The following is an 18,619-nucleotide window of genomic DNA, read 5'->3' as shown; positions in this document are numbered from 1 at the left end:
TGTGGTGAAAACATAATTGCGCTTTCATTTGTTCAATCGACTTAATTAATCAGAGTTTATCGGGGGATTTTGAGATGAATAGAGACAAGTGGTTTGGTGCAGCTGGTGTATGTGTAAAAGATAATCAAGACAAAGAAATCGGGAAGGACGGATTTTATGAGGAAAAAAGAATCCCCCTTAGTTATTGCAATTGCTGGGGTTTCAGGTGGAGGAAAAACAGCGGTTACAGCATGTTTGACTCAAGAATTACATAATTCAAAGGCTCTTTATTTTGATGATTATGATTTCGATGGTCCGGAGGATATTATAAAGTGGGTGGAGAATGGATCTGATTATAATTTATGGGATTTAACACCTCTCATAAGGGATTTCGAGGTGCTTTGCAATCAAGGGCTCAATTATATTGTCTTGGATTTTCCATTCGCCTATAAACATTTCAAAACAAGTAAATTTATTGATCTCGCTGTATTTATTGATACCCCACTGGATATTGCTTTAGCGCGCCGGATAACAAGAGATTTTAAGACAGTCCCTGCTGAAAATATCCTGTTTGATATGGAGAATTACATTTCTCAAGGAAGAAAAGGTTATATTCAAATGTTAAATGCAATTAAACCAGACTCTGACATTATTATTGATGGAACACAATCGATATCAGAGATTGTTAATCACATATGTGAACAGGTAGGATAACCTTATAAGTATATTTCTCAATTGGGCGCGATTCTTTAAACCCTTACTTAGAAAAGCGGATTAATATGACATATTAGCAGCAGGAGGCTATGATGCAAAAAAACATAATATAGCAGGCAAAAAAGGTATATGATGTGAATACCGGTAACCTTGAATTACTTGGAGGTTTTGATAATAACGTGTTTCTTAGCCGAGATAAGAGCATTGTAATTAAGTTTTTGGATGCTAAGAAGCACAGGGAAGAGGATTTGTTAAAAGAAATAGAAGTCATAAGATGGATGAGGATCCATAGCGTTAATACTCCAGCCCCTATTCCGTCACAGAATGGAAAAGTCATTGAATTGGTAACAAGTTTCAAAAAAGATTTTTATACGATTGCATTTTCGTATGTTAAAGGAAAGATTCTACTTAATTACGAGGTTCATAAAGTTGCAGGACTTTATACACCCAACGTCGAATAAAGAATTACCCTGAAAAGGCAATTTCTCGAAACCGCTTTCCCAGAGAAGGAAATTCTAGTAAAAAATGTGGGAGGTTTTGATATAGTATGATAAGTTTAAAAAATACAAAAAAAGGAGGAATTCATGTTGGATATAGTGATTGAGGTAAAGAATCTTACACGATTTTATAAATTAAAGGAAGGTAACAAAATTGCATTAGATAATGTTTCTTTTGATGTCAAACAAGGGGAGGTCTTTGGCTTATTAGGTCCAAATGGTGCAGGTAAAACGACTACGATTAAAATTCTTACAACCTTGTTGTTGCCAACAGCGGGGGAAGCAAAGGTGCTAGGGCTTGATGTCGTAACAGAAAGCCAAAAAATCCGGGATAATATTAACTTTGTTTATGGTGGCGAGCGTGGAGTCTATGGAAGATTAACCGGAAAAGAGTATATGTACTATTTTTGCACCCTTTATAAGGTTAAACATAGGGAACAACAAGCTTTAATAGAAAGATTACTAGACTTAGTTGGTTTAAAGGATGCAGAAAATCAAATAATACATACGTATTCAAAAGGGATGATTCAACGATTACATATTGCCAGAAGTCTGATTAATGAACCCAAGCTTTTATTTTTGGATGAACCAACCATTGGTCTTGATCCAGTTGGGGCAAAGCTTTTAAGGGATTTAGTTCGAGAATTATCAAATCGAGGAATAACGATTATCCTTACCACACATTACATGCAGGAAGCGGATGATCTATGTGATCGAATTGCGTTTATAAGAGATGGAAAAATTAGTACTATTGGCGAACCAATTCAGATAAAAGAAAGCTGTAATCATTTAAATCTTTATGAAGCATTCATGAGTTTAGACCAAACAAATGCACTACAAAAAGATAAGATGTTTAAAAATTTAGAGGTGGATGAATTAAAAGACCCATTTGTTCATTTAAAGTTCGAAACGGATTCACTTGCAGAAACGGAAATCACCAGTTATTTGGAACAATTTGGGCAAGTACTCAAACTTCGCAAACGAGAGATATCGTTGGAAGATGCCTATATTTATCTCATGAAGGATGCAGGGTGAGCCGATGAATATAATTTATTTACTAGTCCGGGAGATAAAATATTTTACAAACTTTCAAAACAAAATGTATCAATTTCTGCTCTTTTTTCAGCCTCTCATATTTCTCACTATCGTTTATTTTTTACAACAATTAAGAGGCGATGTGAATACAGACAGATTTGTTGTTGCTTCTGCTTTAATTAGCATGTGGAGTTATGTATTATATTCTTCTGGCTCTTCATTAGTATCCCAGAGATGGAATGACACATTGAAACTTATTATTGCTGCACCTATGTCTTTGTTTCAGGTAATTATTTCAAAAGCATTTAGCAATTCAATTATTGCGCTAATAACGATGGTATTAAGTTTTATCTATGCGAAATTTATTTTTGGGTTTTCGATTCATATTGAAAATTATTATTTGTTCTATTTATCGGTGTTGGTGCTTATCTTTTCTTTATGTGTTGTGGGATTGATTTTGGCAATTGTATTTGCCTCCTTCCAAAATGTATTTGATTATCAGAACTTAATCCACACACCAATTATTTTAATTTGTGGGGTATTTATTCCAGTTGATCAACTCCCAGCCGTAATCGAATACATTGCGTATGGAATACCAATGACCTGGGGTATTAAGGCGGTTTATGAAGCAATAGATTTAAATACAATGATGTATACATCCATGATTGTGTCTATTTTCGTTAGTTTCATCTACTTATTCTTAGCAGTTTTTATTATAAGGAAAATGGAGATGGTATTACGGCAACATGGGAAGTGGGGGGCGATGTAAATGTTTTGGATTCATAAATATGGGTTTACAAATTTATCCTATAAAGCACTTTATTCATTTCAATCAATACGGTTATTTATTTTGTTTCGGATTGTGGATCCAGTCATGCATTATTTTTTTTATGCGACGTTAGTAAGTGCAATGATTGGCTCAGACTACTTAAGCTTTGTTGTCATTGGCAACATTGCCAGTTATACCTGCCATACGATTATGATTAATTTTATGACTATGTTTCGATTTGAACGAAGGTATGGGACGCTTGAATTAAATATTGCTTCCCCAACACCAACTTTATGGATTATTATTCGCAAGGCGGTAGTACCACTTCTCGATGGGATGTTTGTTTTTGCCATAGGATTACTGATAGGCTGGGTTATATTTGGAGTTGCATTACCTTTAAATCAAATCGGAAATGTTTTTGTTTTATTTGTTGTTACGTTATTTTCGATACTAAGTTTTTCACTGCTTTTCGCTTGTTTAAGTTTGTTGTTTTCAAATGTCAATTTATTTTTAAATCTAGCACTTGCAATATTTCAGGTATTTTGCGGTGTCAATTTCTCAGTCACACTTCTTCCAAGTGGACTTGAGTTTTTTGCACGTATTTTACCATTAACACATAGTATTGAAGCATTACGTTCCATTTATGGGATTGAGTCATTTGCTATATATCCATTACTTGGTAAAGAATTACTTATAGGATTCTGTTACTTAATTGTGTCATTACTATTTGTATCAGTAATGGAAAAAGCTGCAAGAAAAAGAGGAGCTTTATTGAAAAGTATATAAGAGGATATTTAAATATTAAAGTATTTATACTGTTGGAAAAGGCGGAAAAGGATGAGTTTTAATTGCACATTTTATAGAGGAGAGAATTAGTGATACATAACATGAGCCTATTCGAAAAGCCATTTAACTCAATTAAATTAGGGCGAAAGGTAGTCGAGGTGCGTCTTAATGATGAAAAGAGAAGAAAAATAAATGTAGGTGACAAAATTGAGTTCACCAAAATTCCTGACCAGAATGAAACATTAACAATAGAAGTAAAAGATTTGAGGAAATATGATACTTTCATAGATATGTATGAAGATATCTCTTCAAAGGATTTTGATGCTGTTGGCGAATCAATTAAAGAGATGGTAAAAAGGACATACGAAATTTACTCTCCTGAGCAAGAAAAGGAATGGGGAACGTTAGCAATTACGATTAATTTAGAGAAGTAATATCTATATAGAGGGTGATGACTTTTGTTACAGAGCCCCGATTGATGGAAAATGATAAAAAATAGGTGGTGAAACCCTATGGATAATGTGGAAGTTATGAATTTAGTACCTAAGTTTTTAAGTTTTTATGAACTGGCAAACGAGCCTAATATTGATAAAGGTAAAAGGTGGAAGCTGTGGAAAGAACACTATAACTTTGCCGCTGTTCCTCCAGGTGAAGAAGGACAAAAAATGGCAATGGGGTTATTAGATGATGCTTGGGAAAAATATGGTCCAAATATATCTATTATTGAAAAATGGACCCCCGATAAGGAGAAAGTAAAAGCATATCTTTCAAAGGTTAAATCATTGCTTGGATATAATCAACCAATTAATTTAGTTGTTGTTTATTTCGTGGGAGGATTTGAGAATAATCCCTTTGTTGCTCCTTTTGACGAAGAAAAATTAGCACTATGTCTTCCTATTGAAAATGGTGATTCTGATATTTATCTTACGCATGAACTCACGCATATAGTACATTCCCATACTGCACAATTAATGGCTGGGTGGGAAAGAACAATTGCCTCTACTGTACTGCAAGAGGGTTTAGCTACTCAGGTAAGTAAATACTTAGTTCCTGGAGAACCAGATGAATCATATATTGAACGCAAAAAGGGATGGCTGCAATCTTGTAGAGAAAACAAACCAGAAATATTTAAAGGGATAATCCCTTTTTTAAATGAATCCTCATCAGAAATAGTGACGAAATTTACATTTGGAAATGGAACAACAAACAATGAAAGAGAAGCATACTTCGTCGGTTGGGAGATTGTCCAATCCCTTATAGCAAAAGGCGTAACGTTTAAAGAAATGGCAAGTATCAAAGAGGAGAATATACCAGATTATCTGTTTGAAACAATTGGTTCGTAATTCAGCTAAGGTGCTTTCAGAGAGGGAGCGTTAATATGAACAAAAAGTTGAGAATTGTTATATTGGCTGTCCTTTTTATTTTGTTATTTCTTTTTGTTGTGCCATGGCTGAGATTTGCAGCATTTATCATAATTCCTAACAATTCTTTTGGTGAACAAGATATTATGATTTCTCCGTTATATTTAGGTTATTTAATTACCCTGTTAACTGTACCCATAGCCTATTTACTTAGTATGGACAAGTCAAATAAAAGTAGATATAAGGTGTGGGGAATTGCTATTATGTTACCAATTTCTTTACCCTTAGCTTATTCAATTGGCATAACTTATTCTTTTATTGTGGGAAATCCTTGGGCAACAATACTGACGTTATATGTATTTCCGGTAATTTTTATCATAGGACTTATTATTTTATTGGTTGGTATATTTAAAAAAGATGAAGCACGATAAATTTAGAGTATATAACAATCGGGCGTAAAGATTGAACAATGAAGGTTTATTCAAGTGTTGGTGCTATTCCGGTAAAAAGATCAGTCCCTGGATTATAGGAGCTGACCATTATATGAGATATAAGTTAATTCAACTTATTGGTAGGTGGAATACATGGATCTAATTTTCATCAGGCACGGTCAGGGAAATCATACACTAAACCCTCCGGATAGCTTACATATCAAAGATCCTTCGTTGACCCATAAAGGTATAGAATAAGCTAAATTGTTAAGAAGTCATTTGTCCTTGTCTGAAAATGATCTTATTGTTGTGAGCCCTACGAGGAGAACACTGCAAACCGCCTTTATTTGGAGCAATGATATACAATGCGAAAAAATTATAAGTCCAATGGTATCGCCAAGGTTGTTTCCACAAAAAACAGAGGGACATACGCTACCCTGTGATGAAATTATGGGGATAGAAAAAATAGGAAACGAATTTTCTACCTTCATTTTAGATCAGCATTCACCTACCGACTTATGGACCAAGGGAATAAATACTATGCCTGATCAGGAATTCAGGATCCTTGTTGAACGGTTACTTAGTTGTTGTAAGCAACGATCAAAGGATAAAGTTTATATTGTATCTCACGATGGAACTATCACATCTTACCGTCAATTGATTTCTAATCTTTCGTTTTCTAGAGAAGATTTTCTTATAGAAGGTGGTTGGGTAAATGTGCAGTATTAGGCAAAGGGTGCTCTAATCGAATATCAGTGTGTCATTTAATCAGTTAGGTTGCAGAAACAAAAAAACTCAAAATAATTCAGCAAGGGGGAATCAGTATGGAAAACCAATTTTTTGTTGGCTGGGGAACTCTTAGCCTTATTAATGCAGGATTAGCACAAGGGAAAAACAGGTCGGGTCTTAATTGGTTTTTCATTAGTTTATTTCTTGGACCGATAGCAACACTTTTATTAGTGCTCTCGGAAAAGATGCCAGAAGAGGAAAATATTAATATTGACGATTAAGATTTGAGATTTCTACAATCGAGCGCAAGAATGGGATAAAAGGGGATAATATGATACATAGCAATGAAAACAGCATAATTATTCGATCTATGGAAAAAACCGATATAAAAGGTTTTGCTGATGCATTTGCAGCACAGAACTGGTATAAACCAATTGAACAGTTTAATCGTTATTATAATTTGCAAAAAAGTAAAGAGCTGAAAGTAATAGTTGCAGAAGTAAATAATGAAGTTGCAGGATATGTTACCTTATATCCTAGTGCCATAACTGGTCCCTTTGCATCTAAAAGTATACCAGAAATCGTTGATCTAAATGTGCTTATAAAATTTCAGAAAAATGGTATTGGTAATAGATTGATGAATGTTATCGAAAATGTTGCAAAAGAGGAAAGTGACTCTGTTTTTTTAGGTGTTGGATTGCATAATGGGTATGGGCCTGCGCAAAGAATGTATGTTAAACGAGGTTATATACCAGATGGCTCTGGAGTATGGTATAAGGGCGAACGATTAGAACAATATGCTGAATGTGCAAATGATGATGATTTAGTCCTTTATCTGCTAAAACAATTTTAAATAAGTTATAAAAAAACAATATTAAAGTGAGGATTAGTATGAGGCAATTAACAATTCATGAGCTACAGAGCTATCTAGCACTAAAATACAAAGAAGGACGCTCTTCAACTGCATTGTTTATGAAACTAGTAGAAGAGATTGGCGAGGTAGCAGAAGTATTAAACCAGTTAGAGGGACGAAAGGCAGATACAGGAAATACTTCTTTAGAAAAAGAGTTAGTTGATGTTATACATTACACAGTGGCCATTGCGAGCATAAATCAAATTGATTTATCAAAGGCCATTATTAAAAAAGATAAGCAAGCTGCAATTAAATACAATCAATCTCCAAATTTAGAAGAATTTTTAATAGTACAAAGCAAAGAAGGTTAACAACAGAAAATATTTATGCCTTTCTCAACGACAAAGGAGGAGTGAGCAAATGGTGTTGATGAATTAGAATTAGAAAGGGGAAATGATAATGTATGGTTGGTTAAATATCGGAAGCCTTGTGCTGGGTTTGATTGCATGGATATTGCCTATTGCTAGTCTGGCAAAGCATAATAAAGATAATAACAAAACTTGGGTTTTATTTTCGATTGCAAGTCTTAGTGCTTGTGTAATCTCGCTATGTTTTCAAATTTTATATAACGATTACTTAGTCAGGATAGAGGGTTGGGCGGCGCTTATGGACACCTCTAAAGGTGTGGTTCGTCTTTCTTTCCTGCTTTCTATAGTAACTATTGTACTTAATGTAATTACTGCAATTGTATATAACAAAAAAAGTAAATGATAGCTACTTAGGGGAGTAGTAGGAAGACTAATTGTTATTCTTTTGAGGGACTACTGTAGAATAAATAGCATAAAAAAACTATTAGGTTAGGTTGATGAATGAATAAGATTTTTTATTCGAAGCTATGACATTATTTTTTTAGAGTATTTATAATTGTAATCAAATATCTATATTAAGGATGATGGAACTTGTTAAAGAAACCAAAAATAATTCTAAATGTGTTTTCTTCCATTGATGGCAAGATTACAACAGCACCGGATCGTAATGTTTCGGAGTGGACTAAATATTGAGTTGATGGAGATGCGCATGACATCACTTATCGACTATACGATAACTTAGATTGTGATGCATTAATATCTGGCAGTGAGACATTGATGGTGTATGGAAATCACTGGGTTGAATTAGATAAACCAGTCTATCAACCAAAAAAGTCAAAGGCATATATCGTTTTCGACGGAAGAGGCCGGATTAATTGGTATCAGACGGAAGGATTGATAGTTGTAACACGGGAAGATGCTCCTGATACATATTTTAAACAACTGGAAGAGAAAGGGATAACCTATATTGTTGCGGGTAAAGGCGAGCATATTGATCTATCTTTGGCGGTTCAAAAGTTATATGAAATGGGATTTAGAACATTAGGACTAAGTGGCGGCGGATCCGTTAATGGAGCTTTCTTAAGAGCAGGATTAATTGATGAAATCAGTTTAGTTATTGCCCCACTTGCTATAGGTGGTATCGGCACACCCTCGGTTTTTGATGGGGAGGTTTTAAATTCAATTGACAACGCAGCATCTTTGGAACTCATCAATGTGAAACCTATAGGTGATAAAGGAGCTGTTTGGTTGCATTATAGAGTATGCCGTAAAAAAAAAGTAAAGGAAGAGAAGTCTTAGTGAACAAGTACCGATGCTTCATGAACTAGTAAAATAGTAAGGAACGTTTTTACAGAATCGAGCCGTATTGTATGATTGAGAGTTATGGCGAATAAGGAAAATCGGGGGGAGTACGGGGACGGTTCTCTCGCTTCCTTGTGAATTGTGAGCAAAAGAACCGTCCCAATGCTTCTTAGAGAGGGTGAGTGGATGATCAAGGCTATCCTATTTGACTTGGATGATACGCTTCTTTGGGATGAAAAAAGCATTAAAGAGGCTTTTAAAGCGACCTGTGAGCTGGCCTGGAAGAAGTATGGTATTAACCCGGTTTTGTTAGAAGAGAAGGTTCGGGAAAATGCCCAGGCGTTATATGAATCTTATGATACATACACTTTTACACAGATGATTGGGATTAATCCCTTCGAAGGGTTATGGGGTAATTTTTCAGATGAAGGAGAATCGTTTCATAAATTAAGTGAAATTGCGCCTGCCTATCGGAAGGAAGCATGGACGAACGGTTTAAAAGATTTAGGGATTGATGACCCTGCATTTGGTTATGAACTGGCAGAGGCATTTCCCATGATTCGGAAGGAAAAGGCTTTTGTATATGGGGATACATTTCGTGTGTTGGATCAGCTAAAGGGAAATTATCAATTGTTGCTGCTTACCAATGGCTCACCTGACCTGCAGCAAACCAAGTTGGATATTACGCCGGAAATTGTTCCTTATTTTGATCATATTGTTGTTTCGGGGGCTTTTGGGAAGGGGAAGCCGGATCCGTCTATTTTTGAGCATGCATTGGAGCTTCTTTCTGTTCAAAAGGATGAGGCATTGATGGTCGGAGATAACCTGATGACAGATATTCTTGGTGCATCAAGGGCAGGGATAAATTCTGTCTGGGTTAACCGTAAGCAACAAGAGCGAAATGAAGTAGTTCCGACCTATGAGATTTCGCATTTGGAGGAGCTTTTGCATACTTCCATTATATAGGGAAAACTTTGATTCTTAGAAAACGTTGCGTATCGCCAATCCTTGATGGGAAAAGGCTTATCTGGAGAGAAGTGTCAGCATAAATAAGGTTGGTTGGATAAATAGAAAAATAGTAGTCTACTAGACTTTCTGCATGCCGGTGTAAGTCTAGTCAATAATTTCTATGAAAGAAAAAGAGGAGAGGAAAACTGACAAGAGGTATTATTTAACATCCATATGAAGCTTTAAGGAAATCATAAATAAACACACAGTATAAAATCTACTGTGTGCTTATTTCTATAAGTTTATTGCCGTCACGTCATAAATTTCTTCGAGTTCTTTTAAGGTTTCCAATTCCTTTTCTTCTATATGCTTGTCAACAGTTAGCATCATGATTGCATTTCCGCCGATATCGGATCTATCCACCTGCATGGTCGCAATGTTGATATGATGCTGTGCCAGGAGGGACCCCATTCTGCCGATGACACCTGGCTGGTCTTGATGATGAATGACGACGATATGTCCCACTGGTGTTACGTCAACACTGTAGTTATCTACTTTTACAATCCGTGGTCCCATACCATTTAATAGTGTCCCTGACACCTTTCTAACATCTGATTTGGTTCTCACTTCTACCGTAAGCAGATTGGTGAAACCTTTTGTAGAGGATGTTTTGTTTTCATTTACGCTTATCCCTTTTCTTTCAGCAAGATAAAGGGCGTTGACATCATTCACATGGTCACCGAGATGGCGTTTCAACAGTCCTTTTACCGTATTTCTGGTTAATGGTGCTACTTCTACTTCAGACAAATCGCCGGAATAGAAGATGTTTACCTCTTCAGCTACTTCCCCAGTTAAATCAATAAGGAATGATCCCAGCTTTTCCGCCAGATTAAAATAAGGTTCAATTTTATTCATGATTTCTCTCGGTACGGAAGGGAGATTCACCGGATTTTTAACCGATCCGCCTGTTAGAAAGGTAACAACATCATGACTGACATCGATAGCTACATTTTCCTGTGCCTCGATGGTGCTTGCGCCAAGGTGCGGGGTAGCAATTACTTCCGGTAATTCCAATAGTTTATTATTCAGGAATGGTTCCTCTTCAAAAACATCCAGCGCAGCACCGGCTACTTTTTTGGAGAGGATTGCCTCGTATAAAGCTTCTTCGTCAATGATGCCGCCACGGGCACAATTAACGATCTGTACGCCTTTTTTCATGGTTTGAAAAGCGTCCGCATTAAGCAGGTGCTTTGTTTCTTTTAACAATGGGGTATGTACGGTGATGAAGTCTGCTGCTTGTAAAACTTCCTCAATCGTACCATAGCCAATCCCCATTTTATCAGCTCTTTCCTCTGTTAAAAATGGATCATATGCGATGATATTCATCCGTTGCCCCTTCGCTCTGGAGGCAACTTCTGAGCCGATTCTTCCAAGCCCGACCACACCAAGTGTTTTGTCTTTTAATTCAACTCCCACATATTTTTTCCGGTCCCATTGATGATTTTTTAACGCGTTGTATGCCTGGGGAATTTTTCGGGATAAGGACATGATCATTGCCATTGTATGCTCTGCTGCTGAATTGGTATTCCCGTTAGGTGCATTTACCACAATGATCCCATGTTCTGTTGCAGCATCCAGGTCAATATTATCCACCCCGACACCGGCACGGCCGATGATTTTCAGATTGGAAGCTTTACGGATGATTTCACTTGTCACTTGGGTTTGGCTGCGTACTAACAAAGCATCGAAGTCTGCAATTTTGACGGCTAATTCTTCAGGTGTTAAATCCGTATCGATGACAATATTCATGTTTTCTGTGTTGCGAAGTGGTTGAATACCTTCCTCGCTTAGTGGATCCGTAATTAATATATGAAATGGCACTATAATACCCCCTGTATTAATTGTTCGATATAAACTTCCTGAGCTGCTTGTGTTCCTGCACCAAGCTCAATCGTTTTACCAATTTTACGTAATCCGATTTCTATAATGCTGATGGTTTGCAGTATATCCGCCGGTGAACAATAACCCATATGTCCGATTCGGAAAATTTTTCCTTTCATATGTTGCTGTCCACCAGCCATCGTTAATCCGAATTCTTTCTTTACTAAATTTCGCAAATCCTCTGCTTGAAAATCGGTAGGTTCAATAGCAGTAACGGTAGGTGAAGCAGCTTTATCACTGGTGAGCAGTGGAATGTCCAGTGCTCGAAATGCCGCTCTTGTCATGTCCATCATTAATTGATGTCTAGCGTAAACCTGCGTGAGACCTTCTTCCTCGATAAGCTGGAGAGCCTGCTCCAAGCCAAATAATAGGGATACCGCTGGCGTAAATGGTGTAGAATCTTTTGCTGCATTATCCCGGTATTTTTTCAAATCCAAATAGAAGCGTGGTTGTTCGTTTCCCTCGATTACCGTCCAAGCACGGTCACTCGCTGCTACAAAGGTTAAACCGGCAGGAAGCATCATCGCCTTTTGCGAACCTGTTACTAAAAGGTCGATACCCCATTCATCAATTTTTGTTTCAACACCGCCGACACAGGAAACGCCATCCACAATGAATAATGCATCCGAATATGTATGTACCCTTTTTGCAAGTTCTTGAACAGGGTTTACTACCCCTGTAGAAGTCTCGCAAAATGTAACAAAGACTGCTTTTAGATTTGGATGTTTTTCCATGTATTCCTGAACGGTTTCAGGTAACACGGCTTCACCCCATGGAATATCGAGCCGATGGGTTTTTAGTTGATATTCATTACATATTTTGGCGAAACGATCCCCAAAGGCACCTGTTATGATAACTAACACCTCATCACCAGGCTTTACTGTATTGGCAACTGCTGTTTCCAGTCCTGCTGTTCCACTTCCTGTTAGGATGAGTACTTCTTGCTCGGTTCCGAAAATAGGCTTAAGCTTCGGTTTAATCCGCTGCAGCAGTTCCTTGGTTTCCTGACCGCGATGTCCAATCATCGGCTGACTCATGGCGCGCTGTACACTTGGAGGAATCGGGCTTGGGCCGGGGATTCTTAGTATTTGTTGTTCTGATAGCATGATTATTTCTCCTTTCTTCATCTATATAAACAGAGTCTATCATTAATATAAAATATTCCTCATCATATAAGATGCAGAATTATTGTCAATGTATTAAGGAAATTTTTAAAGAGATGTCAAATAAAATGCGAACAGTGCCTGGCACTGTTCGCATTTATCTAGGGGAAGGAGTTTTTGCTAATGAATTCGGTTAATTTCTTCCAAGACTGCTTACTTCTGAAAAGATGACGAGAGCATTTTCACCCTTGACATTAATGGATTCCCTCTTCATACTATTATTAATAGTATAATTGAACGTTAACGAAGGACTAGTATGTGAAACTTGATGTGATAAGAGAGCAGAATTTATGAGCTGAAAGATTCTGCACGCAAATAAGCCACTGAACCTGCCTTCAGAGTCCCTTGATGGGCGCTTATCTTCAGCGTTATAGAAGCAAAGCGGAATGTGTTGGTCACATTCAATAATGGTGGTACCGCGGAAGCAAAAGCTCTTTCGTCCTTTTTATACGGGATGAATGGGCTTTTTTTGGCAGTTAAGAAAGTATAACTGCTTTCTTACTGCATAAGTGCACCTAAGGCATACGCCTAAAGGCCTGGCGTATGCCAAGTTTTCTAGCGATTAAATATCTTGGCAGGAGCAATGCAAAATGGGAAAAAAACGAATCGTTGTTAAAATTGGTAGCAGTTCGTTAACAAATGATAAAGGTGAAATAGATCAGGAAAAGTTAACTGAGCATGTTTACGCAATTGCGACTCTTCGCCGTACAAATCATGACGTTATTTTAGTTTCGTCAGGTGCGGTTGCGGCTGGATTTACTGGATTAGGCTATTCCTCCAGGCCTGTAACGATTAAAGGGAAGCAAGCGGCAGCGGCTGTTGGGCAGGGACTGTTAATTCAAACATATATTGAAAAATTCAAGGAATTTAATCTTACTTGTGCGCAACTTTTAATAACACGAAATGATTTTTCGAATCGTGAACGATACAGAAATGCATTCGCCACAATCACCGAGCTGCTGGAACGCGGGGTTTTACCAATTATTAACGAAAATGACACGGTATCGGTTGAAGAATTAACATTTGGAGATAATGATATGCTTTCCGCGCTTGTCAGCGGTTTTGTCCATGCAGATCAATTGATTATTTTAACAGATATTAACGGGCTTTATGATGGCAATCCCAGGAATGACCCATTTGCAAATAGGATTGATTTTCTGGAGGATATTACGGATGATAGGCTTACAGAGACTGACGACACCGGTTCAGAAATTGGGACAGGTGGGATGAAGTCTAAGCTCCTAGCTGCAAAAACGGCCATGACACTCGGTGTTCCTGTCTTTATCGGTAACGGAAAAGGTGCTAATAAATTGCTTAAGGTATTAAATGGAGAAGGGGACGGCACTTATATTGCTAAACAGTCCCTTGGATCGGTTAACACAAGAAAACAGTGGATTGCATTACACTCGGAATCCGCCGGGAAAATTTATGTGGATCAGGGGGCAGAAGAGGCAATTTTGTATAATGGCAAAAGCTTATTGCCCGCAGGCGTTTTTAAAGTGAAAGGAACATTCCATAAAGGAGATGTGGTTAAAGTATATGGCACGAGCGGTTTTTTGGGAAAAGGTGAAATAAATTGCTCATCAGATGAATTAAAAAAAAGGCTCGAAAAAAGGGATAATACGGGTGCTGCAGCAAAGTCTGCTGAAGTTATCCATCGTGACGGCTGGGTAAAGATGGGGAGTGAATAAAATGACGGAAGTACAAAAAAAGGGAAAAGCTGCAAAAAAAGCGAGTTTTCTATTAACAGGAGTAACGACAGAAGAAAAAAATGCTGCATTAAATATAATCGCGGATCAGCTAGTCGCCGATCAAGCGGCTATTTTAGAGGAAAATGCGAAGGATATCAGCGAAGGAAAAGCCAAGGGGCTATCTGAAGCGGTGCTTGATCGGATCATGTTGAATGAAACACGGATAAAAGATATGGCTGCTGCAATTAAGCAAATAGCAGACTTGGAAGACCCGATCGGGGAATTACTCGAAACGATTGAAAAAGAAAATGGACTGCAAATTGAAAAACGCCGCGTTCCAATCGGTGTTATCGGAATGATTTATGAAGCAAGACCAAATGTGACCATGGATGCCGCAACACTCACGTTAAAAACAGGGAATGCAGTTCTTTTAAGAGGAAGTTCCTCAGCTGCATTTTCCAATATGGCACTTGTTCAAGCCATACATCGAGCACTGGAAAAAAGCGCACTTCCTGTAGATGCGGTTCAATTAATCGAGGACACGAACAGAGAAACGGCAAAAGAATTGTTTCAGTTAAATGATTATTTGGATGTGCTGATACCAAGAGGCGGGAAAAATTTAATTGATACAGTTATCCGTGAATCGACGGTACCGGTGATTGAAACAGGAGCTGGCAATTGCCATATTTTTATTGACGAAACTGCTAAGATCAAGATGGCAGAGGAAATTGTATTAAATGCAAAACTGCAACGACCATCGGTTTGTAATGCAATTGAGTCCGTTTTGATTCATGAGAAGTGGTTCGAGCTGTATGGATCCGAGGTACTGTCTAAACTCCATGAGAATGAAGTGGAGATTAACGGGGACGATAGGGTTTGTAAGATATTTCCTGAAGCAAATCCTGCAACAGAGGCAGATTGGGGAAGTGAATACCTTGGGCTTACTTTAAGCGTTAAAGTAGTAGCAAATAATGAGGAAGCGATAGCGCATATCAATAACTACGGCACGAAGCATTCCGAAGCCATTATCACAGAAGACGATCAACAAGCGGCAATTTTCCTGCAAAATGTAGATGCAGCAGCTGTCTATCACAATGCTTCTACAAGATTCACAGATGGATTTGAATTCGGATACGGGGCAGAAATTGGGATAAGTACCCAGAAACTGCATGCAAGAGGCCCAATGGGATTACCTGCATTAACGTCGAGCAAATTTTTCATACGTGGGAGCGGGCAGATTCGCGAGTGAAATAGGAACACGATAGCCATAATTAAGCAGCAATAAAATAATGAAGCTCAAAAGATTAAACCCCTCTTTTGAACTTCATTATCTCTCCCATCTATTCACCTACATGCTGCTTTTCCCTGTCAAAGTTCTTCGCCGTATCCGCAAGTTCTACCGCACGATCCCTGACCTTATTGGTAATATCCGTTAATGTTTCCATGCTTTCCGCCGATTGATAAGCGTGTTCTGCATTTTCTTCACTAATTTCCTGGATGTCAGTATTGTTTTCTGTCAGATCCTTATTTTTTTCTGTTATATCTGTTGTACTTTCCTTTACCCACGACAGGGCCCCTTTAATCTCGTCGACTGTTTCATGGATATGGTTGAAAATTTCCTTTGTTTCCAGTACAGCGGTATTTTGGGATTCTGCAATTTTTTTAGTTTTATCAATGTTTTCCATTGTTCGCTTTACTTGTTGAACGACCTCATCAAGGGTTTCATCAATTTCTACTGTAGCACTCGCCGATTGTTCCGCAAGCTTACGAACCTCATTTGCAACGACGGTGAACCCTCTTCCGTACTCTCCGGCTTTTGCGGCCTCAATTGATGCATTTAGCGATAGTAAGTTCGTTTGCTTTGCTATATTCTTAATGGATTCTGTGAAAGAGCTAATATGCTCAATCTGCTTATTCAGAGCTACGATATCTGATACAATTTGGTTGGAAATCCCCAAGTTTTCCTCAGAAATGGTTTTCAAACGAATAATTGTTTCATCCCCATCATCACTTGCCTGCTTCGTTTTCTCAATTGTTACTTCAAGGCTGCCGGTTCGATCATTAATATTGAGGATTAACTTGTTTAATTCCTCGATCAGGATCGTGTTTTGCATCGACTTTTCTGCTTGTTTAACGGAACTTTGCGTAATATTATCTATGTACGCTTTGTTTTCATTTGCTTGCGTATGAGAATCCTCAGCTAAAGCTACGAGTTTTTCCGAAAACTCATTGATGATTTCATTCATTTGGTCTTCATGACTATCGGAAACTACTTCAAGTGTTGCTTCCTCAGCAGAAGGTTCTTCTTTACGTTTAAACCAACCCATCCTTCTCCCCCCTTAGATAATTCATGATGATTTTTTTGAAGCAAGTTCTTCCAAATAAGCTAAAGCCTCTTCATAGGCAGGGAAGAAAATTTCAATTTCATCTGTGGATGATCTGCTTCCTAACTCTTTTAACTGTCTTTCAATTAATTTTTTGTCCATGACTACTGCGCTTACATGTAAGCTGGACTTTATCCATTTTTGCTGCTCGACTATTTTCTCTTTCGCATCAGGGCTGAATACTTTTAAATCCTTAACATCTACCATTAAATAATATTTTTGGTCCCCAAATTCTTTATGTAATTCTTTTAGATCAGCGGTAGCGTTATCAATTTCTGTTGCCTTGACCATGCCTTCCCATTTCAGCATTCCGATTTTCTCTTCTTTATCTATAATTTTTACTGTGTACACCGTCATCCCCCTCTTTCCTCTTTATCATACAATAACCTGGCGAAAAAGATAAGAGAAAAGTCCTTTATCTTTTTTAAAATCAGACTTTTTATTGAACGCTCTATTCTAAGTGGGGAAAAGAACGGTCCTCGCATTTAATATAATAATTATTTCAGTTTTCCTCGAAATAAAAACACATTCTTCCTCGATTGTGTTATACTAATTAATAAATAAGGATGAAAAGTATAACGCATATGGGGAGGATCCTACATGAATAAAACGAGAATCGCAATTAATGGTTTTGGTCGAATTGGCCGGATGGTGTTCCGGCAGGCGGTTAAGGATGAGACATTAGAGGTGGTGGCCATTAATGCAAACTATCCTCCGGAAACTCTGGCCCATCTCATAAAATATGACAGTGTGCATGGAATTTTTGACGAAGAAGTGGAAGCGCTTCAAGACGGTCTGGAAGTAAATGACCGGATCATTAAGCTGGTGAACGACCGGCAGCCGGAGCGGCTCCCGTGGGGGAAGCTGGATATTGATGTCGTTATCGAGGCGACGGGCAAATTTACCACGAAGGAAACAGCTGGCCGGCATGTGGAGGCAGGAGCGCGAAAAGTGGTGATCACAGCGCCTGGCAAGCAAGTGGATAATACGATTGTCATGGGGGTCAATCAATCCAGCTACCGACCGGAAACAGACGATGTGATTTCCAATGCTTCCTGTACAACCAATTGTCTGGCACCTGTGGTGAAAGTGCTGGATGATCATTTTTCCATTATTAACGGGCTGATGACGACTGTGCATGCGTTCACGAACGACCAGCGAAATATTGATAATCCGCATAAAGATTTGCGCCGTGCCCGGGGATGCACCCAGTCGATCATTCCGACATCAACCGGTGCGGCCAAGGCACTTGGTGAAGTGCTGCCGCATCTGAACGGCAAACTGCATGGCATGGCACTCAGGGTGCCGACACCGAATGTATCCCTGGTTGATCTGGTCGTTGATCTGGGAACAGACGTCACGGAAGAAGAAATAAATAATGTGTTCAAACAGGCTGCCAAAGGGGAGTTGGCTGGAATTATCCAGTATAGTGAAAAGCCGCTTGTGTCGATCGATTATACAACAACAGATTATTCGGCAATCATTGACGGGTTATCCACAATGGTCATGGAAGATAATAAAGTCAAAGTGCTTGCCTGGTATGACAATGAATGGGGCTATTCCAAAAGGGTGATGGATCTAGCTAAATACGTTGGAAGTCTGTTGCCGGCACATCAGGAAAATATTTCCTAGACTGGCCATGCAGAATCTGTGAGCCACAGATTAAAA

The 18,619-nt window shown here is 38.2% G+C and carries 22 protein-coding genes; 18 read left to right on the top strand and 4 right to left on the bottom strand.

Annotation, left to right across the window (positions count from 1 at the left end; translation table 11 throughout):
- The first annotated feature begins 156 nt into the window (after positions 1–156).
- The 15 genes from CEG13_RS11530 (at position 157) to CEG13_RS11460 (ending at position 9,790) form a co-directional block, all read left to right on the top strand.
- Positions 157–693 (top strand): nucleoside/nucleotide kinase family protein, encoded by a 537-nt coding sequence (locus CEG13_RS11530; RefSeq protein ID WP_100012032.1) that lies wholly within the window; start codon positions 157–159, stop codon positions 691–693.
- A 134-nt stretch (positions 694–827) separates the two neighbouring features.
- Positions 828–1,154 (top strand): hypothetical protein, encoded by a 327-nt coding sequence (locus CEG13_RS11525; RefSeq protein WP_100012031.1) that lies wholly within the window; start codon positions 828–830, stop codon positions 1,152–1,154.
- Positions 1,155–1,277: 123 nt separating this feature from the next.
- Positions 1,278–2,225, top strand: coding sequence for an ABC transporter ATP-binding protein (locus CEG13_RS11520; RefSeq protein ID WP_239984631.1), 948 nt, complete (start codon positions 1,278–1,280; stop codon positions 2,223–2,225).
- A 4-nt stretch (positions 2,226–2,229) separates the two neighbouring features.
- Positions 2,230–2,994: an ABC transporter permease gene (locus CEG13_RS11515; RefSeq protein WP_158234674.1), complete on the top strand. Its 765-nt coding sequence runs from the start codon at positions 2,230–2,232 to the stop codon at positions 2,992–2,994.
- On the top strand, positions 2,995–3,780 hold the full coding sequence (locus tag CEG13_RS11510; RefSeq protein ID WP_100012029.1) for an ABC transporter permease: 786 nt from the start codon (positions 2,995–2,997) through the stop codon (positions 3,778–3,780). It abuts the gene before it with no gap.
- Positions 3,781–3,869: 89 nt separating this feature from the next.
- Positions 3,870–4,214, top strand: coding sequence for an ASCH domain-containing protein (locus CEG13_RS11505; protein WP_100012028.1), 345 nt, complete (start codon positions 3,870–3,872; stop codon positions 4,212–4,214).
- A gap of 78 nt (positions 4,215–4,292) precedes the next feature.
- The gene (locus tag CEG13_RS11500; RefSeq protein WP_100012027.1) at positions 4,293–5,123 is read left to right on the top strand and encodes a DUF2268 domain-containing putative Zn-dependent protease; all 831 of its coding nucleotides are present in this window, start codon (positions 4,293–4,295) and stop codon (positions 5,121–5,123) included.
- Between the two features lie 35 nt (positions 5,124–5,158).
- On the top strand, positions 5,159–5,572 hold the full coding sequence (locus tag CEG13_RS11495; protein WP_239984630.1) for a hypothetical protein: 414 nt from the start codon (positions 5,159–5,161) through the stop codon (positions 5,570–5,572).
- A 285-nt stretch (positions 5,573–5,857) separates the two neighbouring features.
- Entirely contained in the window at positions 5,858–6,301 is a 444-nt protein-coding gene (locus tag CEG13_RS11490) for a histidine phosphatase family protein (protein WP_239984629.1), read from the top strand.
- A 95-nt stretch (positions 6,302–6,396) separates the two neighbouring features.
- On the top strand, positions 6,397–6,582 hold the full coding sequence (locus tag CEG13_RS11485; protein ID WP_100012026.1) for a hypothetical protein: 186 nt from the start codon (positions 6,397–6,399) through the stop codon (positions 6,580–6,582).
- Between the two features lie 50 nt (positions 6,583–6,632).
- Positions 6,633–7,154 carry a GNAT family N-acetyltransferase gene (locus tag CEG13_RS11480; protein WP_100012025.1) on the top strand — a complete coding sequence of 174 codons (522 nt, stop codon included), beginning with the start codon at positions 6,633–6,635 and terminating at the stop codon, positions 7,152–7,154.
- A 38-nt stretch (positions 7,155–7,192) separates the two neighbouring features.
- Entirely contained in the window at positions 7,193–7,525 is a 333-nt protein-coding gene (locus tag CEG13_RS11475; RefSeq protein WP_100012024.1) for a MazG nucleotide pyrophosphohydrolase domain-containing protein, read from the top strand.
- An 88-nt stretch (positions 7,526–7,613) separates the two neighbouring features.
- Positions 7,614–7,925: a hypothetical protein gene (locus CEG13_RS11470; RefSeq protein WP_192869544.1), complete on the top strand. Its 312-nt coding sequence runs from the start codon at positions 7,614–7,616 to the stop codon at positions 7,923–7,925.
- A 311-nt stretch (positions 7,926–8,236) separates the two neighbouring features.
- Positions 8,237–8,821, top strand: a complete 585-nt coding sequence (locus tag CEG13_RS11465) for a RibD family protein (protein ID WP_275661807.1) — start codon at positions 8,237–8,239, stop codon at positions 8,819–8,821.
- A gap of 189 nt (positions 8,822–9,010) precedes the next feature.
- Entirely contained in the window at positions 9,011–9,790 is a 780-nt protein-coding gene (locus tag CEG13_RS11460; protein ID WP_100012021.1) for an HAD family hydrolase, read from the top strand.
- Between the two features lie 276 nt (positions 9,791–10,066).
- Here CEG13_RS11460 and serA read toward each other — a convergent pair whose 3' ends face one another.
- Together serA and CEG13_RS11450 are read right to left on the bottom strand one after the other, a co-directional pair.
- Positions 10,067–11,653 (bottom strand): phosphoglycerate dehydrogenase, encoded by a 1,587-nt coding sequence (gene serA, locus CEG13_RS11455; RefSeq protein WP_100012020.1) that lies wholly within the window; start codon positions 11,651–11,653, stop codon positions 10,067–10,069.
- The gene (locus tag CEG13_RS11450; RefSeq protein ID WP_100012019.1) at positions 11,653–12,819 is read right to left on the bottom strand and encodes a pyridoxal-phosphate-dependent aminotransferase family protein; all 1,167 of its coding nucleotides are present in this window, start codon (positions 12,817–12,819) and stop codon (positions 11,653–11,655) included. The genes serA and CEG13_RS11450 overlap by 1 nt, the downstream gene beginning before the upstream one ends.
- A gap of 647 nt (positions 12,820–13,466) precedes the next feature.
- Here CEG13_RS11450 and proB point away from each other — a divergent pair.
- Together proB and CEG13_RS11435 are read left to right on the top strand one after the other, a co-directional pair.
- The gene (gene proB, locus CEG13_RS11440) at positions 13,467–14,567 is read left to right on the top strand and encodes a glutamate 5-kinase (RefSeq protein ID WP_100012018.1); all 1,101 of its coding nucleotides are present in this window, start codon (positions 13,467–13,469) and stop codon (positions 14,565–14,567) included.
- Position 14,568: 1 nt separating this feature from the next.
- Complete coding sequence (locus CEG13_RS11435) at positions 14,569–15,816, top strand: glutamate-5-semialdehyde dehydrogenase (RefSeq protein ID WP_100012017.1); 1,248 nt, start codon at positions 14,569–14,571, stop codon at positions 15,814–15,816.
- A 91-nt stretch (positions 15,817–15,907) separates the two neighbouring features.
- On the opposite strand, the gene CEG13_RS11430 is transcribed toward CEG13_RS11435, so the two are convergent.
- Positions 15,908–16,894, bottom strand: a complete 987-nt coding sequence (locus CEG13_RS11430; protein ID WP_100012016.1) for a methyl-accepting chemotaxis protein — start codon at positions 16,892–16,894, stop codon at positions 15,908–15,910.
- 21 nt (positions 16,895–16,915) lie between these two features.
- Positions 16,916–17,302 (bottom strand): STAS/SEC14 domain-containing protein, encoded by a 387-nt coding sequence (locus CEG13_RS11425; RefSeq protein WP_143469670.1) that lies wholly within the window; start codon positions 17,300–17,302, stop codon positions 16,916–16,918.
- Between the two features lie 249 nt (positions 17,303–17,551).
- Here CEG13_RS11425 and CEG13_RS11420 point away from each other — a divergent pair, with 249 nt between their 5' ends.
- Positions 17,552–18,583, top strand: coding sequence for a glyceraldehyde-3-phosphate dehydrogenase (locus tag CEG13_RS11420; protein ID WP_100012014.1), 1,032 nt, complete (start codon positions 17,552–17,554; stop codon positions 18,581–18,583).
- Positions 18,584–18,619: the final 36 nt, after the last annotated feature.

Origin of the sequence: Lentibacillus sediminis, assembly GCF_002763455.1 — a bacterium.
Taxonomy (GTDB): Bacteria; Bacillota; Bacilli; order Bacillales; family Amphibacillaceae; genus Lentibacillus_D; species Lentibacillus_D sediminis_A.
This window is presented reverse-complemented; position numbering and strand designations above follow the sequence as displayed.

Bases quoted from the DNA above. Each gene is read 5' to 3' on its own strand.
- CEG13_RS11530 (WP_100012032.1), top strand. From the start codon at position 157: ATGAGGAAAAAAGAATCCCCCTTAGTTATTGCAATTGCTGGGGTTTCA.
- CEG13_RS11520 (WP_239984631.1), top strand. From the start codon at position 1,278: ATGTTGGATATAGTGATTGAGGTAAAGAATCTTACACGATTTTATAAA.
- CEG13_RS11515 (WP_158234674.1), top strand. From the start codon at position 2,230: ATGAATATAATTTATTTACTAGTCCGGGAGATAAAATATTTTACAAAC.
- CEG13_RS11510 (WP_100012029.1), top strand. From the start codon at position 2,995: ATGTTTTGGATTCATAAATATGGGTTTACAAATTTATCCTATAAAGCA.
- CEG13_RS11500 (WP_100012027.1), top strand. From the start codon at position 4,293: ATGGATAATGTGGAAGTTATGAATTTAGTACCTAAGTTTTTAAGTTTT.
- CEG13_RS11495 (WP_239984630.1), top strand. From the start codon at position 5,159: ATGAACAAAAAGTTGAGAATTGTTATATTGGCTGTCCTTTTTATTTTG.
- CEG13_RS11485 (WP_100012026.1), top strand. From the start codon at position 6,397: ATGGAAAACCAATTTTTTGTTGGCTGGGGAACTCTTAGCCTTATTAAT.
- CEG13_RS11480 (WP_100012025.1), top strand. From the start codon at position 6,633: ATGATACATAGCAATGAAAACAGCATAATTATTCGATCTATGGAAAAA.
- CEG13_RS11475 (WP_100012024.1), top strand. From the start codon at position 7,193: ATGAGGCAATTAACAATTCATGAGCTACAGAGCTATCTAGCACTAAAA.
- CEG13_RS11470 (WP_192869544.1), top strand. From the start codon at position 7,614: ATGTATGGTTGGTTAAATATCGGAAGCCTTGTGCTGGGTTTGATTGCA.
- CEG13_RS11460 (WP_100012021.1), top strand. From the start codon at position 9,011: ATGATCAAGGCTATCCTATTTGACTTGGATGATACGCTTCTTTGGGAT.
- CEG13_RS11450 (WP_100012019.1), bottom strand. From the start codon at position 12,819: ATGCTATCAGAACAACAAATACTAAGAATCCCCGGCCCAAGCCCGATT.
- proB (WP_100012018.1), top strand. From the start codon at position 13,467: ATGGGAAAAAAACGAATCGTTGTTAAAATTGGTAGCAGTTCGTTAACA.
- CEG13_RS11435 (WP_100012017.1), top strand. From the start codon at position 14,569: ATGACGGAAGTACAAAAAAAGGGAAAAGCTGCAAAAAAAGCGAGTTTT.
- CEG13_RS11430 (WP_100012016.1), bottom strand. From the start codon at position 16,894: ATGGGTTGGTTTAAACGTAAAGAAGAACCTTCTGCTGAGGAAGCAACA.
- CEG13_RS11420 (WP_100012014.1), top strand. From the start codon at position 17,552: ATGAATAAAACGAGAATCGCAATTAATGGTTTTGGTCGAATTGGCCGG.